Origin of the sequence: Sedimenticola selenatireducens (genome assembly GCF_963675335.2) — a bacterium.
Lineage (GTDB): Bacteria > Pseudomonadota > Gammaproteobacteria > Chromatiales > Chromatiaceae > Sedimenticola > Sedimenticola selenatireducens.
Window position 1 is genome coordinate 1,708,500 of sequence record NZ_CAXXYC010000004.1, and the last position, 16,933, is coordinate 1,725,432.

Sequence of the window (16,933 nt, forward strand, 5' to 3'; positions counted from 1 at the left end):
ATCAGCAACCGAATGCAGATATCGGCCGGCTGCGCTGTGGCCGTGAGTCCCGACTGTCGGGTTACGCCTTTTGGCTAGCGCGACCTACACCATTTCATGACTCATCGCTGTAGGGCGGATTAGCGCAGCGTAATCCGACGAATATTTTGGCCGGCTGCGCTGTGGTCATGAGTCCCGGCTGTCGGGTTACGCCTTTCGGTTAATGCGATCTGCACTACTTCATGTTTCATCGCCGTAGGGCGGATTAGCGCAGCGTAATCCGCCGAATATTTTGGCCGGCTGCGCCGTGGTCATGAGTCCCGACTGTCGGGTTACGCCTTTCGGCTAACGCGACCTACTGCTGCTTTCCCTGCCGGGTTAGAGTCCGATCAGCAACCGAATGCTGTCCAGCCGCACACGCGATGAATCCAGATGGCTGTTCAATTCATCCTGATGGTTGGCGAGTAGATCAATATCTGCCTGCCGGACATAGGGATTCACCTTGTGAAGGGCTTTGAGGCGATCGATCTCTTCTGCGTAGTAGTGGTTCATTGCCGTCTTTGCTTGCTGTAGTCGTGGCCTGGCTTGGTTGGCAATGTCCTGTTCGCCCTGTGAAATCATCGCCAGGATATGCTTACGCAACGGTGTGACGATTTTATGTATGACCGGCTTTGGCAGCGGGTGGGGCGTCGCCTCCAGAATGGCCTGTTCGATGACATCGCCACGCTCGGTGAGTCGCTGATCAATGACTGCTCGAAGCAGTGTCGGTGGCAGAAAGCGCGCGGCCTGCAATACCCCGGGGGCGGGACATTCGAGGACAAATAACATCTCCAGTGCCAGTGTCCCGGACGGGATGGCGGGGTGGCGAATGCCCATGGCGCTGCAGTTGCCGTGCCCGCTTTCCAGAATCATATCCATGGCGTCCAGTACCATGGGGTGTTCCCAGGTCAAGAACAGCCGGTCTTCATGGGCCAGGGCGGTATCCCTGTCATAAGTCAGGGTTGCCCCTTCTTCCGGCAGATGGGGGAACTGTTCGGTCAGCATCTGCTGGCCTGGGCGGATTACCAGGCTCTGGCTGGAGTGGGGCTCGGCCTCCACGCCATAGGCCGCGAAGAGCTGCTCCATGTAACCGGCCAGTCCGGATGTCCGGTCGATCATGCTCAACCGTTCCACCAGCCGGATAGCCTCCTGTTCCCGGCATGAGTTCAGTTCCAGCAGATGGTCGCGGCCATTTTTCAGCGTGGCGCTGATCTCCTCGTGCATCTGCCTGGTCCGCTCCAGCAGCCGATGCAGATCAGCCGGGTTGTCCGGGTAGGTCGTGCAGGCCTGGTGCAGCGCAGGGCTCAACTGTTCCAGAATCTGCTGTCCAGCCTGGCAGGTGTGTACAAAGGCATTGAGCCCCTCGTGATACCAGCGCAGCAGTACCTCCTGGGCGCTGTGCCTGAAATAGGGGGCGTGCAGTTCAATCTGTCGCTTCTGGCCGATCCGGTCCAGCCGGCCAATCCTTTGTTCCAGCAGGTCCGGGCTTTCGGGCAGGTCAAATAGAACCAGGTGATGGGCGAATTGAAAGTTACGGCCTTCGCTGCCGATTTCTGAACAGATCAGGATCTGGCAACCCTGTTCCCGGTCCGCAAACCAGGCTGCCGCGCGGTCGCGTTCGATGATGCTCATCCTCTCATGAAACAGGGCGGCATGCATGCCTTCCCGGATTCTCAACGCCTGCTCCAGGCCGATGGCGGTCGAGGCGTGGGCGCAGATCAGGAGCAGTTTCTCCCGCCGGTATTGCTTCAGCAGGTCGATCAGCCACTCCACCCGCGGATCGCTGCGCCACCACTCGTTGCCGGGCGCTTGTTTCAGTCCGCGCTCCGGCTGCAGCTGCCGGGACGCCGCTAACGCGGTGCGTTCGCTGGACTGGTAGATTTCGGGCAGCGTAAGTGGATAGCTGTGAAACAGCCGTGGTGCAAAACCCTTGATCCGGTCGCGGGTATTGCGGAACATACCGCGCCCGGTACCATGCCGGTCAAGTAACAGCTCGATTAACCGGGTTCTGGCCTGTTGCTGCTGTGCTGCAGATGCTTGGGCATCCCGGATGTCGGTGAGCAGGGGGGTTGATGGTGCTTCCCCTAATGTGTCCGCCAGCAGTTCAGCTTCCGGTTCGGATACGGGCCTGTCCGAGACCAGGCAGTCGACGGCATCGGCAATGGACTGGTAGCGGGTCTGCTCCTGTTGAAATTGCGCCAGGCTGGGATATCGGTCCGGGTCGAGCAGTCGCAATCGGGCAAAGTGTCCGTCGCGGCCGAGTTGTTCAGGGGTCGCGGTCAGCAGCAATACCCCCGGGATCCTGCCGGCCAGTGACTCGATGGCCTGATAGGCCGGGCTGGGGTTTTGTTCATGCCACTCCAGGTGATGCGCCTCATCCACGATCAGCATATCCCACTCGCCAGCGAGGGCCTGGTCCAGTCTGTCCGGAGAGTGGGTAAGCAGATCAAGCCCGCAAAGTACCAGTTGTTCGGAGAGGAAAGGGTTGTCGTCTTCGTTTGAGGATTCAATTTCCTGGCAGCGCTCTTCGTCAAACAGACTGAACCTGAGATTGAAGCGGCGCAGCAGTTCCACCAACCATTGGTGTAGCAAGGGGGGTGGCACAATAATCAGCGCCCGGTGCGCCCGTTCGGTCAGCAGTTGGGCATGCAGGATCAGGCACGCCTCAATGGTCTTGCCCAGTCCCACTTCATCCGCAAGCAGTACCCGGGGGGCAAGCCGGCGGCTTGCTTCATGGGCGATATAGATCTGATGGGGCAGCAGTTCGGTGCGGGCACCACCCAGTCCGATCAGATCGGATTGCTTCAGAACCTGTTGTCGGGTCAGGGTGGCCTTGCGCAACTCAAACCAGATGTTGCCATCCAGTTGGCCGGCAAACAGCCGAGCCTGGGGGCGGTTAAACTGCATGAAAGCGCTGATAGACTGTTCATCAAGCGTGCCTGCTACAGCGTTTGCTCGAGTGCCGGCGTAGGTCAGCAGGCCGTCGCCGGATTGATGGACCGAGTCTATTGTCAGATACCAGCCCTGGTCGGATTCAATAGTGTCACCGACCTGAAACAGCACCCGGGTCAACGGGGCGTTGTCGATCGCGTAGGTCCTGATTTCCGCCGCGGCGCTGAACCGCAGGGTCAGGGTGCGGCCTGACTTTTCTGTCACAATACCCAGACCCAGTTCAGGCTCGGTATCGCTGATCCAGCGCTGTCCCGGGATGAAGTTATGCTTTGTCATGATCCGCTGTCGTCCCATTTTTTCGAGGGCGGAAGGATACGCCCATCGAGGGCTATTTTCTAATGCCGCTCATATTTTTAGTGTGCGGACCAGGACTTCGGGTAACGGATAAGGCCGGGTGTCCGGTCCATGACGGGAAGCCGGCTGATTTCAACCATGAAAATGTTATGGATTGACAGTCGGGGAGGAATGATAGTATAGATCCCTATTTTTCAACGCGGCTCTTTGATTCGTGGTTATGATGACGGGGCGGTTATATTCAACTGAAGAAAGGTAATATACAGATGAAAACCATTGCTATGTTCGCAGGCGCTGCCCTGCTCTCACTGGGTCTCGCCGGTAACGCTGCTGCCGCTGATGGTGCCGCGCTCTATGCTTCCAAGGGCTGTGCTGCCTGTCATGGTGCGGATGGCAAGACTCCGATCATGCCGGTCTACCCGAAGCTGGCGGGCCAGAATGCGCAGTATGCGCTGAACCAGATGAAGGACATCAAAAGCGGTGCCCGTAGCAATGGTCAGACCGCTGCCATGAAAGGTATTGTCATGTCGGTGAGTGAAGAAGAGCTGCAGGCGATCGCTGAGTGGTTGGCCGCGCAGTGATCTAAGCTCCACTATTGCAATTGAATAAGAAACGCCGGAGACTGTCCGGCGTTTTTTTATTATGTTTTGGCACTAAAAATTTTATTGGGCAGTACGGTAGATTTGGTAGCTGAGTATTTTTCTGATATAAATCACCCCGTCAAAAACAAATGTGTTATTTGCCGCAATTATTTTGGTATTTGCCTTGATTGATTGATCGAAATCAATGATTTCGTTCGAGCCTCAGCGCACCATGCCACTGCAATTCTAACAATAGCGTTTATAGCGCAAGAATAAAGTCCTTAAACGGAGACGTGTCTCATGAAAGTGAACAAAAAGCGAGCATTGTCGCTGATGCTGGGCCTGGCAATGGGTCTGGGCGCAACGTCAAGTGCATATTCCCAGGCGTCGCTCGAAGATGTCATGAAAGCGCGCGGCCTGACGCAGAAAGATCTGCTGGCTGCGGCCAAGACCTACACCCCTACTGGCGGTCGTGACGAGTACCTCGTTTTCGCTTCCGGCGGACAGAGTGGTCAGGTGATCGTGTACGGTATTCCGTCCATGCGTATCCTGAAGTACATCGGTGTATTCACCCCGGAACCCTGGCAGGGCTATGGCTTTGACGATGAGTCCAAAGAGGTTCTCAAGCAGGGGCGTATTCAGGGCAAGGATATCACCTGGGGTGATACCCACCATCCCGCATTCACTGAGACTGAGGGCGAGTACAACGGCAAGTACCTGGTTATCAACGACAAGGCCAATCCCCGTCTCGCGGTGATTGATCTGCACGACTTCGAAACCAAGCAGATCGTGGTTAACCCCTTCTTCAAGTCCTCGCACGGCGGTGCTTTCTTTACACCCAACAGCGAGTATGTGATGGAGGCTGCGCAGTACGCAGCACCCTTCAGCACCGACTTTGTGCCGCTGTCGGAATTTAATGACAAGTATCGTGGTGGTGTGACCTACTGGAAGTTCGATGACAAGAAAGGGCGTATTGATCCTGCCCAGTCATTCACTTTTGAATTGCCTCCCTACAGTCAGGATTTGTCGGATGCCGGTAAGAATGCGTCCTATGGCTGGGGTTTTACCAACTCATTCTGTTCTGAGCGTTATGTGGGTGGTATCGAAAAGGGTCGTCCGCCTTTCGAGGCTGGTTGTTCCCAGAAGGATACCGACTTCCTGCATATCACCAACTGGAAGAAGGCTGCCGAACTGGTCGCTGCAGGCAAGGTTGAAAAAGTTAACGGTTCCTACATGATCCCGATGGCTCAGGCGATCAAGGAAGAGCTGGTCTATCTGGTGCCAGAGCCCAAGAGCCCGCACGGCGTCGACGTCAACCCTGACGGTACCCATATCATCGTATCCGGTAAACTGGATAGTCATGCGTGGGTTTACAGTTGGGAAAAGATCCAGAAAGCGATGGCGGCCAAGAAGTTTGAAGGGAAAGATCCCTACGGCATACCCATTATCGCCCTGAAGGATGCCCTGCATACCCAGGTTGCCGTGGGTCTCGGACCGCTGCACACCCAGTATGATTCCAAGAAATGTACCGTTTACACCTCAATCTACGTAGACTCCATGGTCACCAAGTGGGACTACTGTGAAGGCAAGGTGCTGGATCAACTGCATATTCACTACAACATCGGTCACTTGATGGCGATGGAGGGTGATTCCGTGACTCCGGATGGCAAGTATCTGGTTTCATTGAATAAGTTGGCTATTGATCGGTTCAATCCGGTGGGTCCGCTGCATCCGCAGAACCATCAGTTGATCGATATCAGCGGCGACAAGATGCAGCTGCTCTATGATATGCCGCTGCCGTTGGGCGAACCCCACTATGCGGTTGCCATCAAGGCCGACAAGCTGAAACCGGCTGTACGTTATAAATCCGGCTGGAACAGTCGTACCGATGAGCGCTCTCCCTTCCGGACCCGTGCCGGTCGTGAGAAAATCGAAAAAGCAGACGGCGTAACCCATGTTTACGGTACGGTGATTCGTTCGCACATCACACCCGAGATCATCGAAGTGGAAGAGGGTGATAAGGTCTCTATCCATCTCACCAATCTTGAGCGTGCTGAGGACGAGGTGCATGGTTTCGCACTCTATGGTCAGAGCGTCAACCTGTCGATCGAGCCGGGTAAGACAGCTTCTTACACCTTTACTGCTGATAAGGCCGGTGTCTATCCGTACTACTGCACCGAGTTCTGCTCCGCACTCCATCTGGAGATGCAGGGTTACCTGCTGGTTAAGCCAAAAGGTTACCAGGCCAAGGAAGGGGCAATGGTGGAAGGTGAGCAGTACACCAAGGCTGACTATGAGAAGCAGGTTAAAACCAACGTAGAGACTCAAGCGGTTATTGATTCAGTGGTCGCCTTCATCACCAGCCACAACTTCAAGGACTTCCCGTCGGTTGTTGCACTGGTTGAGGATGCCACCGAGCAGCTTGGCTTTGCGGATGAGGCCAAGAAAAAGGCCGAAGGCTTTGCCGCCAAAGGTGACTACCAGAATGCAACACTCTGGGCAGGTCAGTGGTGGCAGTATCAGGTGAAGACTGCCGATATGGGCCTGCGTGCCAAGACCCACCTTGAGCAAAATGGTGCGGTTAAGGTCGAAGCCAAGTAGTTTACTTAATACCATAAGGTAATTGACCTGAAAGGGGAGAGGGGCTCTTGCTGGAGCCCCTCTCCTTTTGTATTCTCTCAAACCTTTATAGTTGTGAGGTATTCGTTATGAACAAAATTAAACTCTTGGCCGTGTCTTTGATCGCGGTGACTTCATTGATGGTGGGTGCTACCGCAGTGGCGGCAGATGGTGCGGCACTTTATAAGGCCAAGACCTGCTGGTCCTGTCACGGCAAGGACGCGAAAACCCCGTTGATGCCTTTTTATCCCTCTCTGGCTGGCCAGAATGCGGACTACATGTTCAACCAGATGAAGGATATCAAGTCCGGTGCACGCTCCAATGGCCAGACGGCGGCCATGAAGGGAGTGATGGGCCTGGTCAATGAGGAAGAGATGCGAGTTTTGGCTGATTGGCTGGCTACACAACAGTGATATTCGTCGGAAATTGCCCTCTATTGATAGTTCTCAATGCAGGAACCCTGGCTGATATGAGAGACTTTCAACCAGTGCTCCAGACTGGTTAGAGGGTGGTTTCCCGGAAAATCGCATGACAGGTGTGGTTGATCTGTATCAATGAAATCTTATATTCATTGTGGCAACCTCGCCGGCGTCCTTATCGGACGTCACCATTTGTCGATTTGCAATCCAGTCGATCAGATTAAGAGTCCGCGGATAGCGGGCACAAAACTAGTGCTGTAATTGTCCGTAGTTAGATAGGGCAATCAGGAGAAATGTGATGAGTGTAAAACCTGTACTTAACGGCTTGGCCGCTGCGGTGGCGATCAGTCTCAGCTTTGGCGTCAATGCTGCCGACACCTCCAGTTGGAGCGAGGGCACCACGAGTGGTGAAACAGATCAAGCCATGCACCTTGAGCCGGACCTGGAAAACGGCCGGGATGTCTATGAAGTCTGTTCCGCCTGTCATATGCCGGAAGGTTGGGGCTTTACGGATGGTACTTTTCCGCAGTTGGCGGGTCAGCATCGCCCGGTTTTGATCAAGCAGCTGGCGGATATTCGTGCCTTGAATCGTGATAATCCGACCATGTATCCGTTCGCGTTGCCCGAGTCGATTGGTGACGAGCAGGCCCTGGCCGATGTGACCGCCTATATCGAAAAGCTGCCGATGAACCCGGAAAACGGCAAGGGCGAGTGGGCGGAAGGTACGCCTGAATTCGAGCAGGGCAAGAAACTCTATGCCGACAACTGTGTGCGCTGTCATGGTGAACATGGTGAAGGCGATAAGGAGAAATTCTATCCCCGTATCGAGGGTCAGCACTACGCCTACATGCTGCGCCAGTTCGAGTGGATTCGTGACGGCAAACGCCGCAACGCCAATCCCGACATGGTGGAGCAGATCAAGAACTTCACTGACAAGGATATGAAGATGGTTATTAACTACATCTCCCGCTATCCGGTGAAAAAAGAGGATCTGGCTCCTTCAGCCGACTGGAAAAATCCGGATTTCGATTGATCCAGTAATATTACCCGGTCGTGTGGTGTCGTATTTACGGAATCATGCGACCGGGTGACCGCCTGCCTCTTCTTCAACACCTGAAACGTCTCTTGCCATGAATGCAGTAAACAGCAAAAAACAGACAATCATTGTAGCCGTCCTGGGTTTTATCGCATTGGGATTGATGGCTGTGATCTTCTACTCTCCGATCTGGTGGGTTTCGTTGACGGCGCCCAATTATCCGGAAGAGGCTTTTCCGGATGGGGTGCGCATCCATTTCCACATGAACGGTGTGTTCAACGGTTGTCAAAAGGTCAATAAGGCGGAAATTCAGGAAGATATCGCCCTCGATTGTGTACACGAGATGGATACCATCAATCACTACGTCGGCATGTATCCGATCGCTGCGGGTGGCCCGGTGGAGAGAGGTTTCGGGCAGTTTCTGATGACCTTTATGGGCATCATGCTGGTGGGTTTTATCTGCGTCAGGCCGAAATTGCGCATGGCCATCATGGGCGTTGCTTTTGCCGGTCTGCTGGTGTGGATGTACCTCACGATCTATGGTGAGGATGGGTTTCATCTCCAGAGCGCGGGTTATGTGGAAGCAATGGTTACATCGATGGATCAGGAAGCCGGTGATGAGCAGGAAGAGCCGGAGATAGTCATCGGTGGTATTGTCGGAGTTCTGAAAAAATCCCTTGAGGATTCGGGGGTGGTGGTTGATCTGCCTTCCGATAAAGATGTGCCTGCTCAGGTAGAGACTGTTTCCGATAAAGAGCGCATGATCCAGCATCTCAAGCTTACCTATGAGAGAGATCTGGAGCATGGGCGTGTCGATGAGCCCTGGAATGGCAGCAGTTTCCAGGTCATGACGTGGCATTACGGAAAAAGCCTGGGCCGCTATTTTAATAACCAGGAAGAGATCGTGCCCATGGTGGCCAATCTCAAGATTGCCCTGCATGCGGCATTCATCGGTCTCGCGGGCGCGATGGTGCTGCTGGTCTTTGGGGCGCGCAAGAACGGCGGGATTCTTTACTGGCTGCTGGTGTTGGTCCCGATGGCTCTGCCGGTATTTTTTGTCATCGACTATGCCGCCTGGCTCTGGTGGTATGGCCATACGCTGAACGCAATGGGGGCCTTTGCGGTCAAACCCTTTATGCCGACAGTGTTTGGTGATGGTAAGGTGGCGCAGTTTGCAACCCACTCCTATCCCTATATTGGCTTCTTTATTATGCTGGCGCTCTCTCCCATCCTGGCTGTTGCAGCGCTGATACGAAAGAAGCAGTTCAAGGATGTTTAGTCTATAGCCCACACACCTCCGTGTAATCTCTCCTGAGCACACGGGGGTCTGTCGATTCCAAGGTTGAACGGGCGCGAATTTGATGAGTCTGAAAGGACTGTGCCTGGGCACTACCAAACGGGAATCTATGCGTACGTTGCGTTTTTCTATCGCTTTACTGCTGTCCCTGCTTCCTGCTTTGCTTTCGGCGGAAGAGTATCCATCGTTTCAGGCGCTGGTTGATGCCGCAAATGAAAATGATATCTTGATACCACCGCCGGGAACCTATGCCGGTCCGGTCAGTATCGAAAAGTCTCTGGTCATCGATGGCCAGGGTAAGGTGGTGATTGATGCCGGAGGCAAGGGTTCAGTCATTTATCTGGACTCAGATGGCGTTACCCTTAAAGGGCTGCGACTGACCAATTCGGGCGACTCTCACAACGACATTGATTCCGGCATTCAGGTGCGTGGTAACTTCAATGTCATCAAAGACAATGTGATCGATAACAGTCTGTTTGGAATCGACCTTGGGCAGGCGGAGAGTAATATTATTCGCCGAAACCGGATCTCCTCCAAGCCGGTTGAGATTGGTGTTCGCGGTGACGCCATCCGCCTCTGGTACAGTTTCAACAACAAGATTACCGATAACATTATTCGTGACTCGCGCGATATGGTGGTCTGGTACTCGAAAGATAATCTGATTGCGCGCAATGATGCCCGGGGCGGCCGTTATTCGCTGCACTTCATGTACGCCCAGCACAACGAAGTGCTGGAGAACCACTATGAAGACAATCAGGTGGGTATTTTTCTGATGTACAGTGACGGCGTCGTTATTCGCAACAACTACATCGCCCATGCCATCGGTCCTACCGGCATGGGAATTGGTTTCAAGGAGACATCGGATGTGGATGTGCATGACAATCGCATCCTCTACTGCGCTACCGGTATTTATCTGGATATATCGCCTTATGATCCAGAGGCTACCAACCGATTGACCGGCAATCTGATTGCCTTCAGCGGTATCGGAATACAGTTTCTGAATGACTGGAAAGGCAATATTTTCGAGCGAAACCGGTTCAAAGGGAATATTACCCAGATTGCCGTGGGCGGTGGCAAAACCGCTAAAAGGAATGACTGGAGTGGTAACTATTGGGATGACTACGAGGGCTTTGACCAGGATCTCGACGGCGTGGGTGATCGGCCTTACGAACTGTACGGGTATGCCGACCGAATCTGGATGGATGTTCCCTATGCGCAGTTTTTCAAAGGTTCTCCGGTATTGGAGGTGCTCGATTTTCTTGAGCGCCTCGCTCCCTTTACCGATCCGGATATGATTTTACGTGATGAAAAGCCGCTGATGTCTGCGGAGGCAGTGCAATAATGAGCAAGCAGAGCAAACCAAACAGACCCGCCAAGCGAAAGCTGAGCGCCAAACATGTTGAACAAAACCGGCGTGAGTTTCTGCGAACCTCCGCCCTGGCCGTAGGTGTAATGGGATTCTCCCTGGTCGGGTTGCTGCCGGTTGTCCAGGGAAAAAGTCTGGCGTTGCGGCCGCCCGGCGCGCTCAAAACACCCTCGGATGAACGGGATTTTCTCTCTTCCTGTATCAAGTGCGGCCAATGTGTGCAGGTCTGTCCGGTCAATGCGATCAAGCTTGCCGAACTGGATAAGGGCGTAGGCATTGGTGTGCCCTATATCGACGCCCGTGAACAGGCGTGTGACTTCTCCTGCGACGGCCTGCAGTGTGTGCTCGCCTGTCCCACGGGAGCCCTGACCCATGATCTGGATTACCCCGCGGATTCCCGCATGGGTTTTGCAAAGGTGGCAGAGCCGAGAAAATGCCTTGCCATTCAGGGCAAGGGATTCAAGGGGCTGGCGCGAGGTCCCGACTATACCGGATTGTTGCGGTATGACGAGATTGACCGGTGGAATCCCATTCCGGTCGCGGATTATCCCTATGATCTGGAGTTGTGCGATCTCTGTGTGCGCCAGTGTCCGATTGAAATACGTATTGCCCAGTGCGCCGCAGCGGAAGCAGAAGGTGAGCAGAACAAGGACCGGGTTGCCCAGCGGCAGGGTAATGAGTGTCCGCCAAAGCATGCAATAGCGTTTGAACCTTTCGGCGGTGATGACGGCATCAAGCGGATGAAACCGGTGATTCTTGATGGCTGTGTCGGTTGTGGCGTTTGTGAAATGATCTGTCCCCCGGAACCGCCGGCAATCGTTATTGACATCATGCAGGATGCGGACAACATGCGGGGTGCCTCATGAGCTACATTATAGAATCCTTTCGGCAACTGTTCGGTAGCGAACCCAGGCGCCCTGAAAAATCGGAAATTTCCCCCGAGGCGCTGGCGGTCCATGTCTATAAAAAGCAGAATCCTTTCGATAAAGAGGCTTTTGATGTGGCGCGTCAGGCGCATGCCCGGGATGCGAAAAAATGGCGCAACCGGCGCTGGGCCACGTTGCTTGTGATCAACTTGTTGTTTGTGGTCTCCTACTATTTCGATGTCCAATTGCTGGAAGGGGCGCTGACGGCATCAAGATTCATGGGTTTCCACATGGCGGATCTGAACTCCGCCTTGCAAGTGACCCTGGCGTTTAAGCATATGGTCTTGAACCTGGTGATTGGTACCGCAACGATTTTTGTCCTATGGGTTTTACTGGGTGGGCGTACTTTCTGTTCCTGGGTTTGTCCCTATCACCTGCTGTCGGAGTGGGCGGAGAGCGTCCACCTCTATCTTGCCGGCAAAGGGTGGGTGAAGGATCATTCGTTTAATCGCAAGGTGCGTTCACTCTTCTATCTGATCTTTGCGCTGCTGGCCCTGATCACCGGCTATACAATTTTTGAAACCATATCTGTCACCGGTATCGTAAGCAGGGCACTGATCTATGGTCCCGGTGTGGCCCTGATCTGGGTCGGTCTGGTGCTGTTGTTCGAGGTGTTCTACTCCCGGCGTGCCTGGTGTCGCTATGTCTGTCCTATTGGTATCACCTATGGCGTGGTTGGGGCACTCTCTCCGCTGCGGGTGAAATTTGTACTGAAGGATTGTCATCATGAGGGTGAATGCCGCAAGGTGTGTCTGGTTCCCCACGTGCTTGACATGACGGTGAAGGGCAAGGCGGTGCACACTGAGGTGGATGTAAGTGCGGACTGCACGCGCTGTGGTATGTGCGTCGATGTCTGCCCCACCAATTCACTCCGATTCGAAATAAAAGGTCTCGGAAAGCATCTGTAAAATGCGATAAGCTAGGGGCGCCCCAAGGCGGGTTTGATCTGTATCATGGTCCCCTGGCGGTAAAAATTTAAACTACGACGGGCGCCGAAGTGGCGGACGAAGGTGAAGACCGACGTCCGTCCGGCGTTTTCGTTATGCCGAGATGGCATCAGATTCAGATTTCGGGTCCGTGAATGATCGAGTTTCAGAGCGTCGTTAAAAAATTCCGCCGTCATGAGGTGCTGAAGGGCGTTGACCTGACCATTGAGCGTGGTCACCGTGTGGCACTGGTGGGCTCCAATGGCGCCGGCAAGACCACGCTGATTCGTTGCCTGCTGGGTGAGTATACCTGCGAAGGATCGGTGACCGTGGATTCCCTGGTTCCACGGGAGAACCGGCGCACCGTACTTTCCAAGGTCGGGTTTGTCCCGCAATTGCCGCCTCCACTGAAAATGCCAGTTGGGCAACTGATCCGTTTTGCGGCGAGTGTGTGTGATTCCAATCCGCAACGGATGGCTGAAGTGGCAGCCCGTCTGGGCCTGGATACGGAACGATTCAGACACCAGCCCTTTGTCAAGCTCTCTGGCGGCCAGAAGCAGAAGCTATTGATCGCCATCGCGCTGGGGCGTGACAGTGAATTACTGGTGATGGACGAACCGGCCGCGAACCTGGACCCCGAGGCACGTCACATCTTTTTCGGCCTGCTGGCAGAGAAAAAGCATGAAGCGGCCATGATTATCTCCAGTCACCGGCTGGACGAGGTTGCTTCCCTGGTGAACCGGGTAATCGAGATGGATCAGGGGCAGGTGGTACTGGATGACCGGGTTGCTGATCTGGTGGAGCTCTCCAGTCGTCTTAGCTGCAGGATCAGCTTGATTCGCCCTGAGGCGCCCTTTGCCAAGGCCATACAGGAGTGGGGGTTCAAGGGGTCCAGTGACGGCAGGGAGTGGAGTGGCCTTGTGGCGGGGCCGGACCGGTTGCGCTTCCTTGGCGTGCTGTCACGTTACGCGGCCCTGCTATCCGGCATCGATATGCGCGAGGCCGAAGCCACCAGGGATTGTGAGGCGGCGGTGAATGACTGACCGTTTTATCCTGCTGCTGTCAGGAGTATTGCTGCTACTGTTAACCGCCTGCGGCGGTGACCCGGGCAGCGGTCCGGTCGATGTCAAGTGGGACCGGGATGCCTGCGAACGTTGCCGGATGGTGCTCAGTGATCGCAATCACGCCGCACAGGTCCGTTATTTTCCTGCCGATAAAAAGCGCTCCAGGCTGCTGAAGTTTGATGACATCGGCTGCGCGCTCATCTGGCTTGAGGACAAACCCTGGAAAGATGACCCGAAGACCCAGATCTGGGTAACGGACCGGAACGGCAGTGGCTGGATCGATGCCAGGAATGCGACCTATATCAAGGGTGATGTCACTCCCATGGAGTACGGCCTGGGGGCTCAGGATGCACCCGCTGACGGCGGGCTCGATTTTGCCCAGGCCAAGGCGCATATTTTTGCCGTCGAGGAGCGCTTCAATCTCCATGGTGTGGATCTGTTGAGACGCCTCGAGGAGCGTCAGGACCAGCGCCAGCCGGATAGTCCCGATTCCCATAATCACAATGCGGGTGAGACCCATCAATGAAAAATTGGCAGGATAGACAATTTTCACGGCCGCAGGCCGCTCGACAGAGTGCGGCACGAAGAGGTGTTGCATGAAACATCTCTGGTTAACTGCTTACGCCGACATCGTCGAGTCACTGCGGGCGCGCTGGTTCATGGTCTATACCCTGGTCTTTGGTGGCCTGGTTGTGGTGCTGTTCGCCTATGGCCTGGCTGAGTCCCGCATCATGGGTTTCACCGGACTCTCCAGGCTGTTGCTTACCTATATTCAGATATCCATGGCGATTCTTCCGGTGTTTGTATTGATCACAACGGTTCGGTCGGTCGCCGGGGATCGAGAAGCGGGCGTGTTTGAGTATCTTTTGTCCCTGCCGATCAGCCTGGCTGCCTGGTTCTGGGGCAAGATTTTCGGACGTTTCCTGGTGGTGTTCTTGCCGGTGTTGCTGGCCATGGTTGGCGCGGTCATCTGGGGTACTATCAAGGGCGTCAATGTTCCGTGGGACCTGTTTATCTATTACACCGGCCTGCTGATGGCGTTGGCCTGGTGCTTTCTCGGTATCGGCATGCTGATCTCCACGCTGGCGCGCAGTTCGGATGTGGCTCAAGGTGCCGCCTTCGTGGTCTGGCTGACGTTGTTACTGTTTCTTGACCTGATCCTGCTCGGCATCCTGATTCAGGAGCATCTGCCGGCTGAAACAGCCGTCGCCATTGCGCTGGTTAACCCGATGCAGGTGTTTCGTACGGCGACCATGATGCTATTCGATCCGCAGCTGGTTCTGTTGGGACCTTCTGCGTATGTGATTCTGGATGTTTTCGGTCAGGTTGGATATATCGCCTACGCATTGCTTTATCCTGTTCTGGTGGGTACGGCTTGTGCGGCGTTGGGATTTCTTCACTTCAGACGCAGTGATCTGCCCTGATTCAGACAACCCCTGCTTATGGCTGTCCCGTACGTACCACCAAGAACTATTTCCGGCATATTGCGCAGCATTGAGTGATATGCCGCAAACAGTATGTGCAAAAATGCGGGGCAATCCTTCTGCTCGGATTCCATTGATGGCCATCAATTTCCGCGTAGTCCAACCGCTCTAGCATAGCGCCCTGTTTATATTTGAGGTGCAATCGTGGCTAAATCGACAACCATGCTCTGGGGTATTGCCGGGGTGCTATTCGTGGCGCTTGCCGGTGTGGCGGCATACAAGGCGCTGCCGATCCTGAATCCGGAGGTGGGAGGCGTGGCTGCTCTGGATAGCGGCTGTGACCTGCGTGCCGGGCCTTGCCATTCAGAGTTACCGGGAGGTGGCAGTGTCAGTTTTGCCATAAAAACACCCGGGATTCCGCTGGTGAAGCCGCTGGACCTGGAAGTGCGATTGACAGGAATAGAGGCGAGCAAGGTCGAGGTCGATTTTATCGGCATCGACATGAATATGGGTTTTAATCGTCCCCGGCTGAGTGCGAAAGGGGGGGGGGTGTATGGTGGTACGGGCATGTTGCCGGTCTGTGTGCGGGTAGCCATGGAGTGGGAGGCCCGGGTGCTGATCACCAGTCCGCGCGGACTGTTGGCGGCGCCGTTTCGCTTTATCACCGTCAAGGAAGGGGTTGCGTTGCCGGGAGGTGGCCAGTGAAAAAAGGCTTGTTGAGTGGACTGGTCGTGGTGCTGGCAGGATTGCTGACTTGGCTGCTGTTGTTCTGGCAGCCACAGAACGGGCATCAGGTGCCGGCTACCTCCTCTCTCGGAATAGCCGAGGCGCCAAAGGGTGGGGATTTTATCTTGGACTCCTATCGGGGGCAGATTGATACCCGCTCTCTTCGTGGCCAGGTGCTGATACTCTATTTTGGCTATACCTGGTGCCCGGATGTCTGTCCGACCAGTCTCGGTTTCCTCAGCGCGGCGTTGGACCAGCTGAGCCCGGAGGAGTTGCAACAGGTTCAGGCGCTGTTCATCAGTGTCGACCCGGAACGTGATTCCCTGGATCACCTGAGGAGTTATGGGGAGTATTTTCATCCCAACCTGCTCGGGATTACCGGTACCCACGAGCAGTTGGAGAGAGTCGCGGCCATGTATGGTGCCGCATATCGCCATGTTAAGCAGGAGTCGGCAACCGATTACGTTGTCGATCACTCGGCCGATCTCTATCTGGTGGACCGGCAGGGGCAGCTGCGCACAACTATTCGCCATGGCACGCAGCCGGGTGAGATACTTGCCGCAATCAGGGCAGCACTCAATAACAATTAATCTTTGTACGAGGAGATATTCAATGCGTAAAACCGCCAACTCAGTCATTCTATTGTCAGCCCTGTTCAGTTTTTCCAGTCCGCTGTTTGCCGGTGCCGCCGATCAGGTATCAGTCGCTGATGCCTATGTGCGTGCCGTGCCTCCCGGGCAGCCAAACAGCGCCAGTTTCATGACCCTGACCAATGCCTCGGCCAGTGATATCGTGCTGAAAGGCGCGGAAAGCCCCGCTGCCAAGGTGGTTGAGTTGCACACCCATACCATGTCGGAAGGAATGATGCGGATGCGTCAGGTGGAGAAGATCGACCTGCCGGCCGGCCAGAGTGTGAAACTGCAACCAGGTGGGCTGCATGTCATGATGATCGGCCTGCAGCAGGAGCTGGTGCCGGGCGAACAGATCGATATGGCGCTGGTGTTCGAGGATGGCAGTAAATTACAGCTCAAGGTGCCAGTGGTGAAGCTGCAGATGACGATGCAGGATGCCGGCATGAAGCACAAGATGCATTGATCTTTATCGCGGCTGGTGCTGCTCCTGTGGCCGGCACAGTAGGATGGGCAAGCAAGCTTTGCCCATCCTGCGAGCTAACCCGACCTACCACAGATTTTTGGGTAGGCCGGATTATCGCAGCGTAATCCGACAGACAGATCAGGGAGAAGTGCTACATTAATGGGTCGCAGCTTGTCGGGTTAGCCGAAGG

15 protein-coding genes are annotated in these 16,933 nt (G+C 54.9%); 14 read left to right on the plus strand and 1 reads right to left on the minus strand.

What is annotated here, in order from left to right; translation table 11 throughout:
* Positions 1 to 357: 357 nt before the first annotated feature.
* A complete protein-coding gene (gene rapA, locus ACHZBF_RS19155) occupies positions 358 to 3,246 on the minus strand; it encodes an RNA polymerase-associated protein RapA (RefSeq protein ID WP_321529317.1) in 2,889 nt (962 codons plus the stop codon).
* A 284-nt stretch (positions 3,247 to 3,530) separates the two neighbouring features.
* On the opposite strand from rapA, the gene ACHZBF_RS19160 reads away from it, so the two are divergent.
* The 14 genes from ACHZBF_RS19160 to ACHZBF_RS19225 all read left to right on the plus strand — a co-directional run bounded on the left by ACHZBF_RS19160 (position 3,531) and on the right by ACHZBF_RS19225 (position 16,743).
* A complete protein-coding gene (locus ACHZBF_RS19160; RefSeq protein WP_321529318.1) occupies positions 3,531 to 3,845 on the plus strand; it encodes a c-type cytochrome in 315 nt (104 codons plus the stop codon).
* 300 nt (positions 3,846 to 4,145) lie between these two features.
* Positions 4,146 to 6,446, plus strand: a complete 2,301-nt coding sequence (gene nosZ / locus ACHZBF_RS19165) for a Sec-dependent nitrous-oxide reductase (protein ID WP_321529319.1) — start codon at positions 4,146 to 4,148, stop codon at positions 6,444 to 6,446.
* A 107-nt stretch (positions 6,447 to 6,553) separates the two neighbouring features.
* The gene (locus ACHZBF_RS19170) at positions 6,554 to 6,877 is read left to right on the plus strand and encodes a c-type cytochrome (RefSeq protein WP_273439479.1); all 324 of its coding nucleotides are present in this window, start codon (positions 6,554 to 6,556) and stop codon (positions 6,875 to 6,877) included.
* Between the two features lie 304 nt (positions 6,878 to 7,181).
* Positions 7,182 to 7,916 (plus strand): c-type cytochrome, encoded by a 735-nt coding sequence (locus ACHZBF_RS19175; protein WP_321529320.1) that lies wholly within the window; start codon positions 7,182 to 7,184, stop codon positions 7,914 to 7,916.
* 97 nt (positions 7,917 to 8,013) lie between these two features.
* Positions 8,014 to 9,198, plus strand: a complete 1,185-nt coding sequence (locus ACHZBF_RS19180; RefSeq protein WP_321529321.1) for a hypothetical protein — start codon at positions 8,014 to 8,016, stop codon at positions 9,196 to 9,198.
* Between the two features lie 82 nt (positions 9,199 to 9,280).
* Positions 9,281 to 10,558 carry a nitrous oxide reductase family maturation protein NosD gene (nosD, locus tag ACHZBF_RS19185; protein WP_273439472.1) on the plus strand — a complete coding sequence of 426 codons (1,278 nt, stop codon included), beginning with the start codon at positions 9,281 to 9,283 and terminating at the stop codon, positions 10,556 to 10,558.
* Complete coding sequence (locus tag ACHZBF_RS19190; RefSeq protein WP_273439471.1) at positions 10,558 to 11,448, plus strand: 4Fe-4S binding protein; 891 nt, start codon at positions 10,558 to 10,560, stop codon at positions 11,446 to 11,448. Before nosD ends, ACHZBF_RS19190 begins: the two co-directional genes overlap by 1 nt.
* A complete protein-coding gene (locus ACHZBF_RS19195) occupies positions 11,445 to 12,416 on the plus strand; it encodes a NapH/MauN family ferredoxin-type protein (RefSeq protein ID WP_321529322.1) in 972 nt (323 codons plus the stop codon). The genes ACHZBF_RS19190 and ACHZBF_RS19195 overlap by 4 nt, the downstream gene beginning before the upstream one ends.
* 173 nt (positions 12,417 to 12,589) lie before the next feature.
* Positions 12,590 to 13,477: an ABC transporter ATP-binding protein gene (locus tag ACHZBF_RS19200; protein ID WP_273439469.1), complete on the plus strand. Its 888-nt coding sequence runs from the start codon at positions 12,590 to 12,592 to the stop codon at positions 13,475 to 13,477.
* Entirely contained in the window at positions 13,470 to 14,024 is a 555-nt protein-coding gene (locus ACHZBF_RS19205; RefSeq protein ID WP_273439467.1) for a hypothetical protein, read from the plus strand. Before ACHZBF_RS19200 ends, ACHZBF_RS19205 begins: the two co-directional genes overlap by 8 nt.
* A gap of 70 nt (positions 14,025 to 14,094) precedes the next feature.
* Positions 14,095 to 14,922 (plus strand): ABC transporter permease, encoded by an 828-nt coding sequence (locus ACHZBF_RS19210; RefSeq protein ID WP_273439464.1) that lies wholly within the window; start codon positions 14,095 to 14,097, stop codon positions 14,920 to 14,922.
* A gap of 204 nt (positions 14,923 to 15,126) precedes the next feature.
* On the plus strand, positions 15,127 to 15,627 hold the full coding sequence (locus tag ACHZBF_RS19215; RefSeq protein ID WP_273439462.1) for a hypothetical protein: 501 nt from the start codon (positions 15,127 to 15,129) through the stop codon (positions 15,625 to 15,627).
* Positions 15,624 to 16,238 carry an SCO family protein gene (locus ACHZBF_RS19220; RefSeq protein ID WP_273439461.1) on the plus strand — a complete coding sequence of 205 codons (615 nt, stop codon included), beginning with the start codon at positions 15,624 to 15,626 and terminating at the stop codon, positions 16,236 to 16,238. Before ACHZBF_RS19215 ends, ACHZBF_RS19220 begins: the two co-directional genes overlap by 4 nt.
* A 22-nt stretch (positions 16,239 to 16,260) precedes the next feature.
* Positions 16,261 to 16,743: a copper chaperone PCu(A)C gene (locus ACHZBF_RS19225; RefSeq protein WP_321529323.1), complete on the plus strand. Its 483-nt coding sequence runs from the start codon at positions 16,261 to 16,263 to the stop codon at positions 16,741 to 16,743.
* The last annotated feature ends 190 nt before the right edge of the window (positions 16,744 to 16,933 follow it).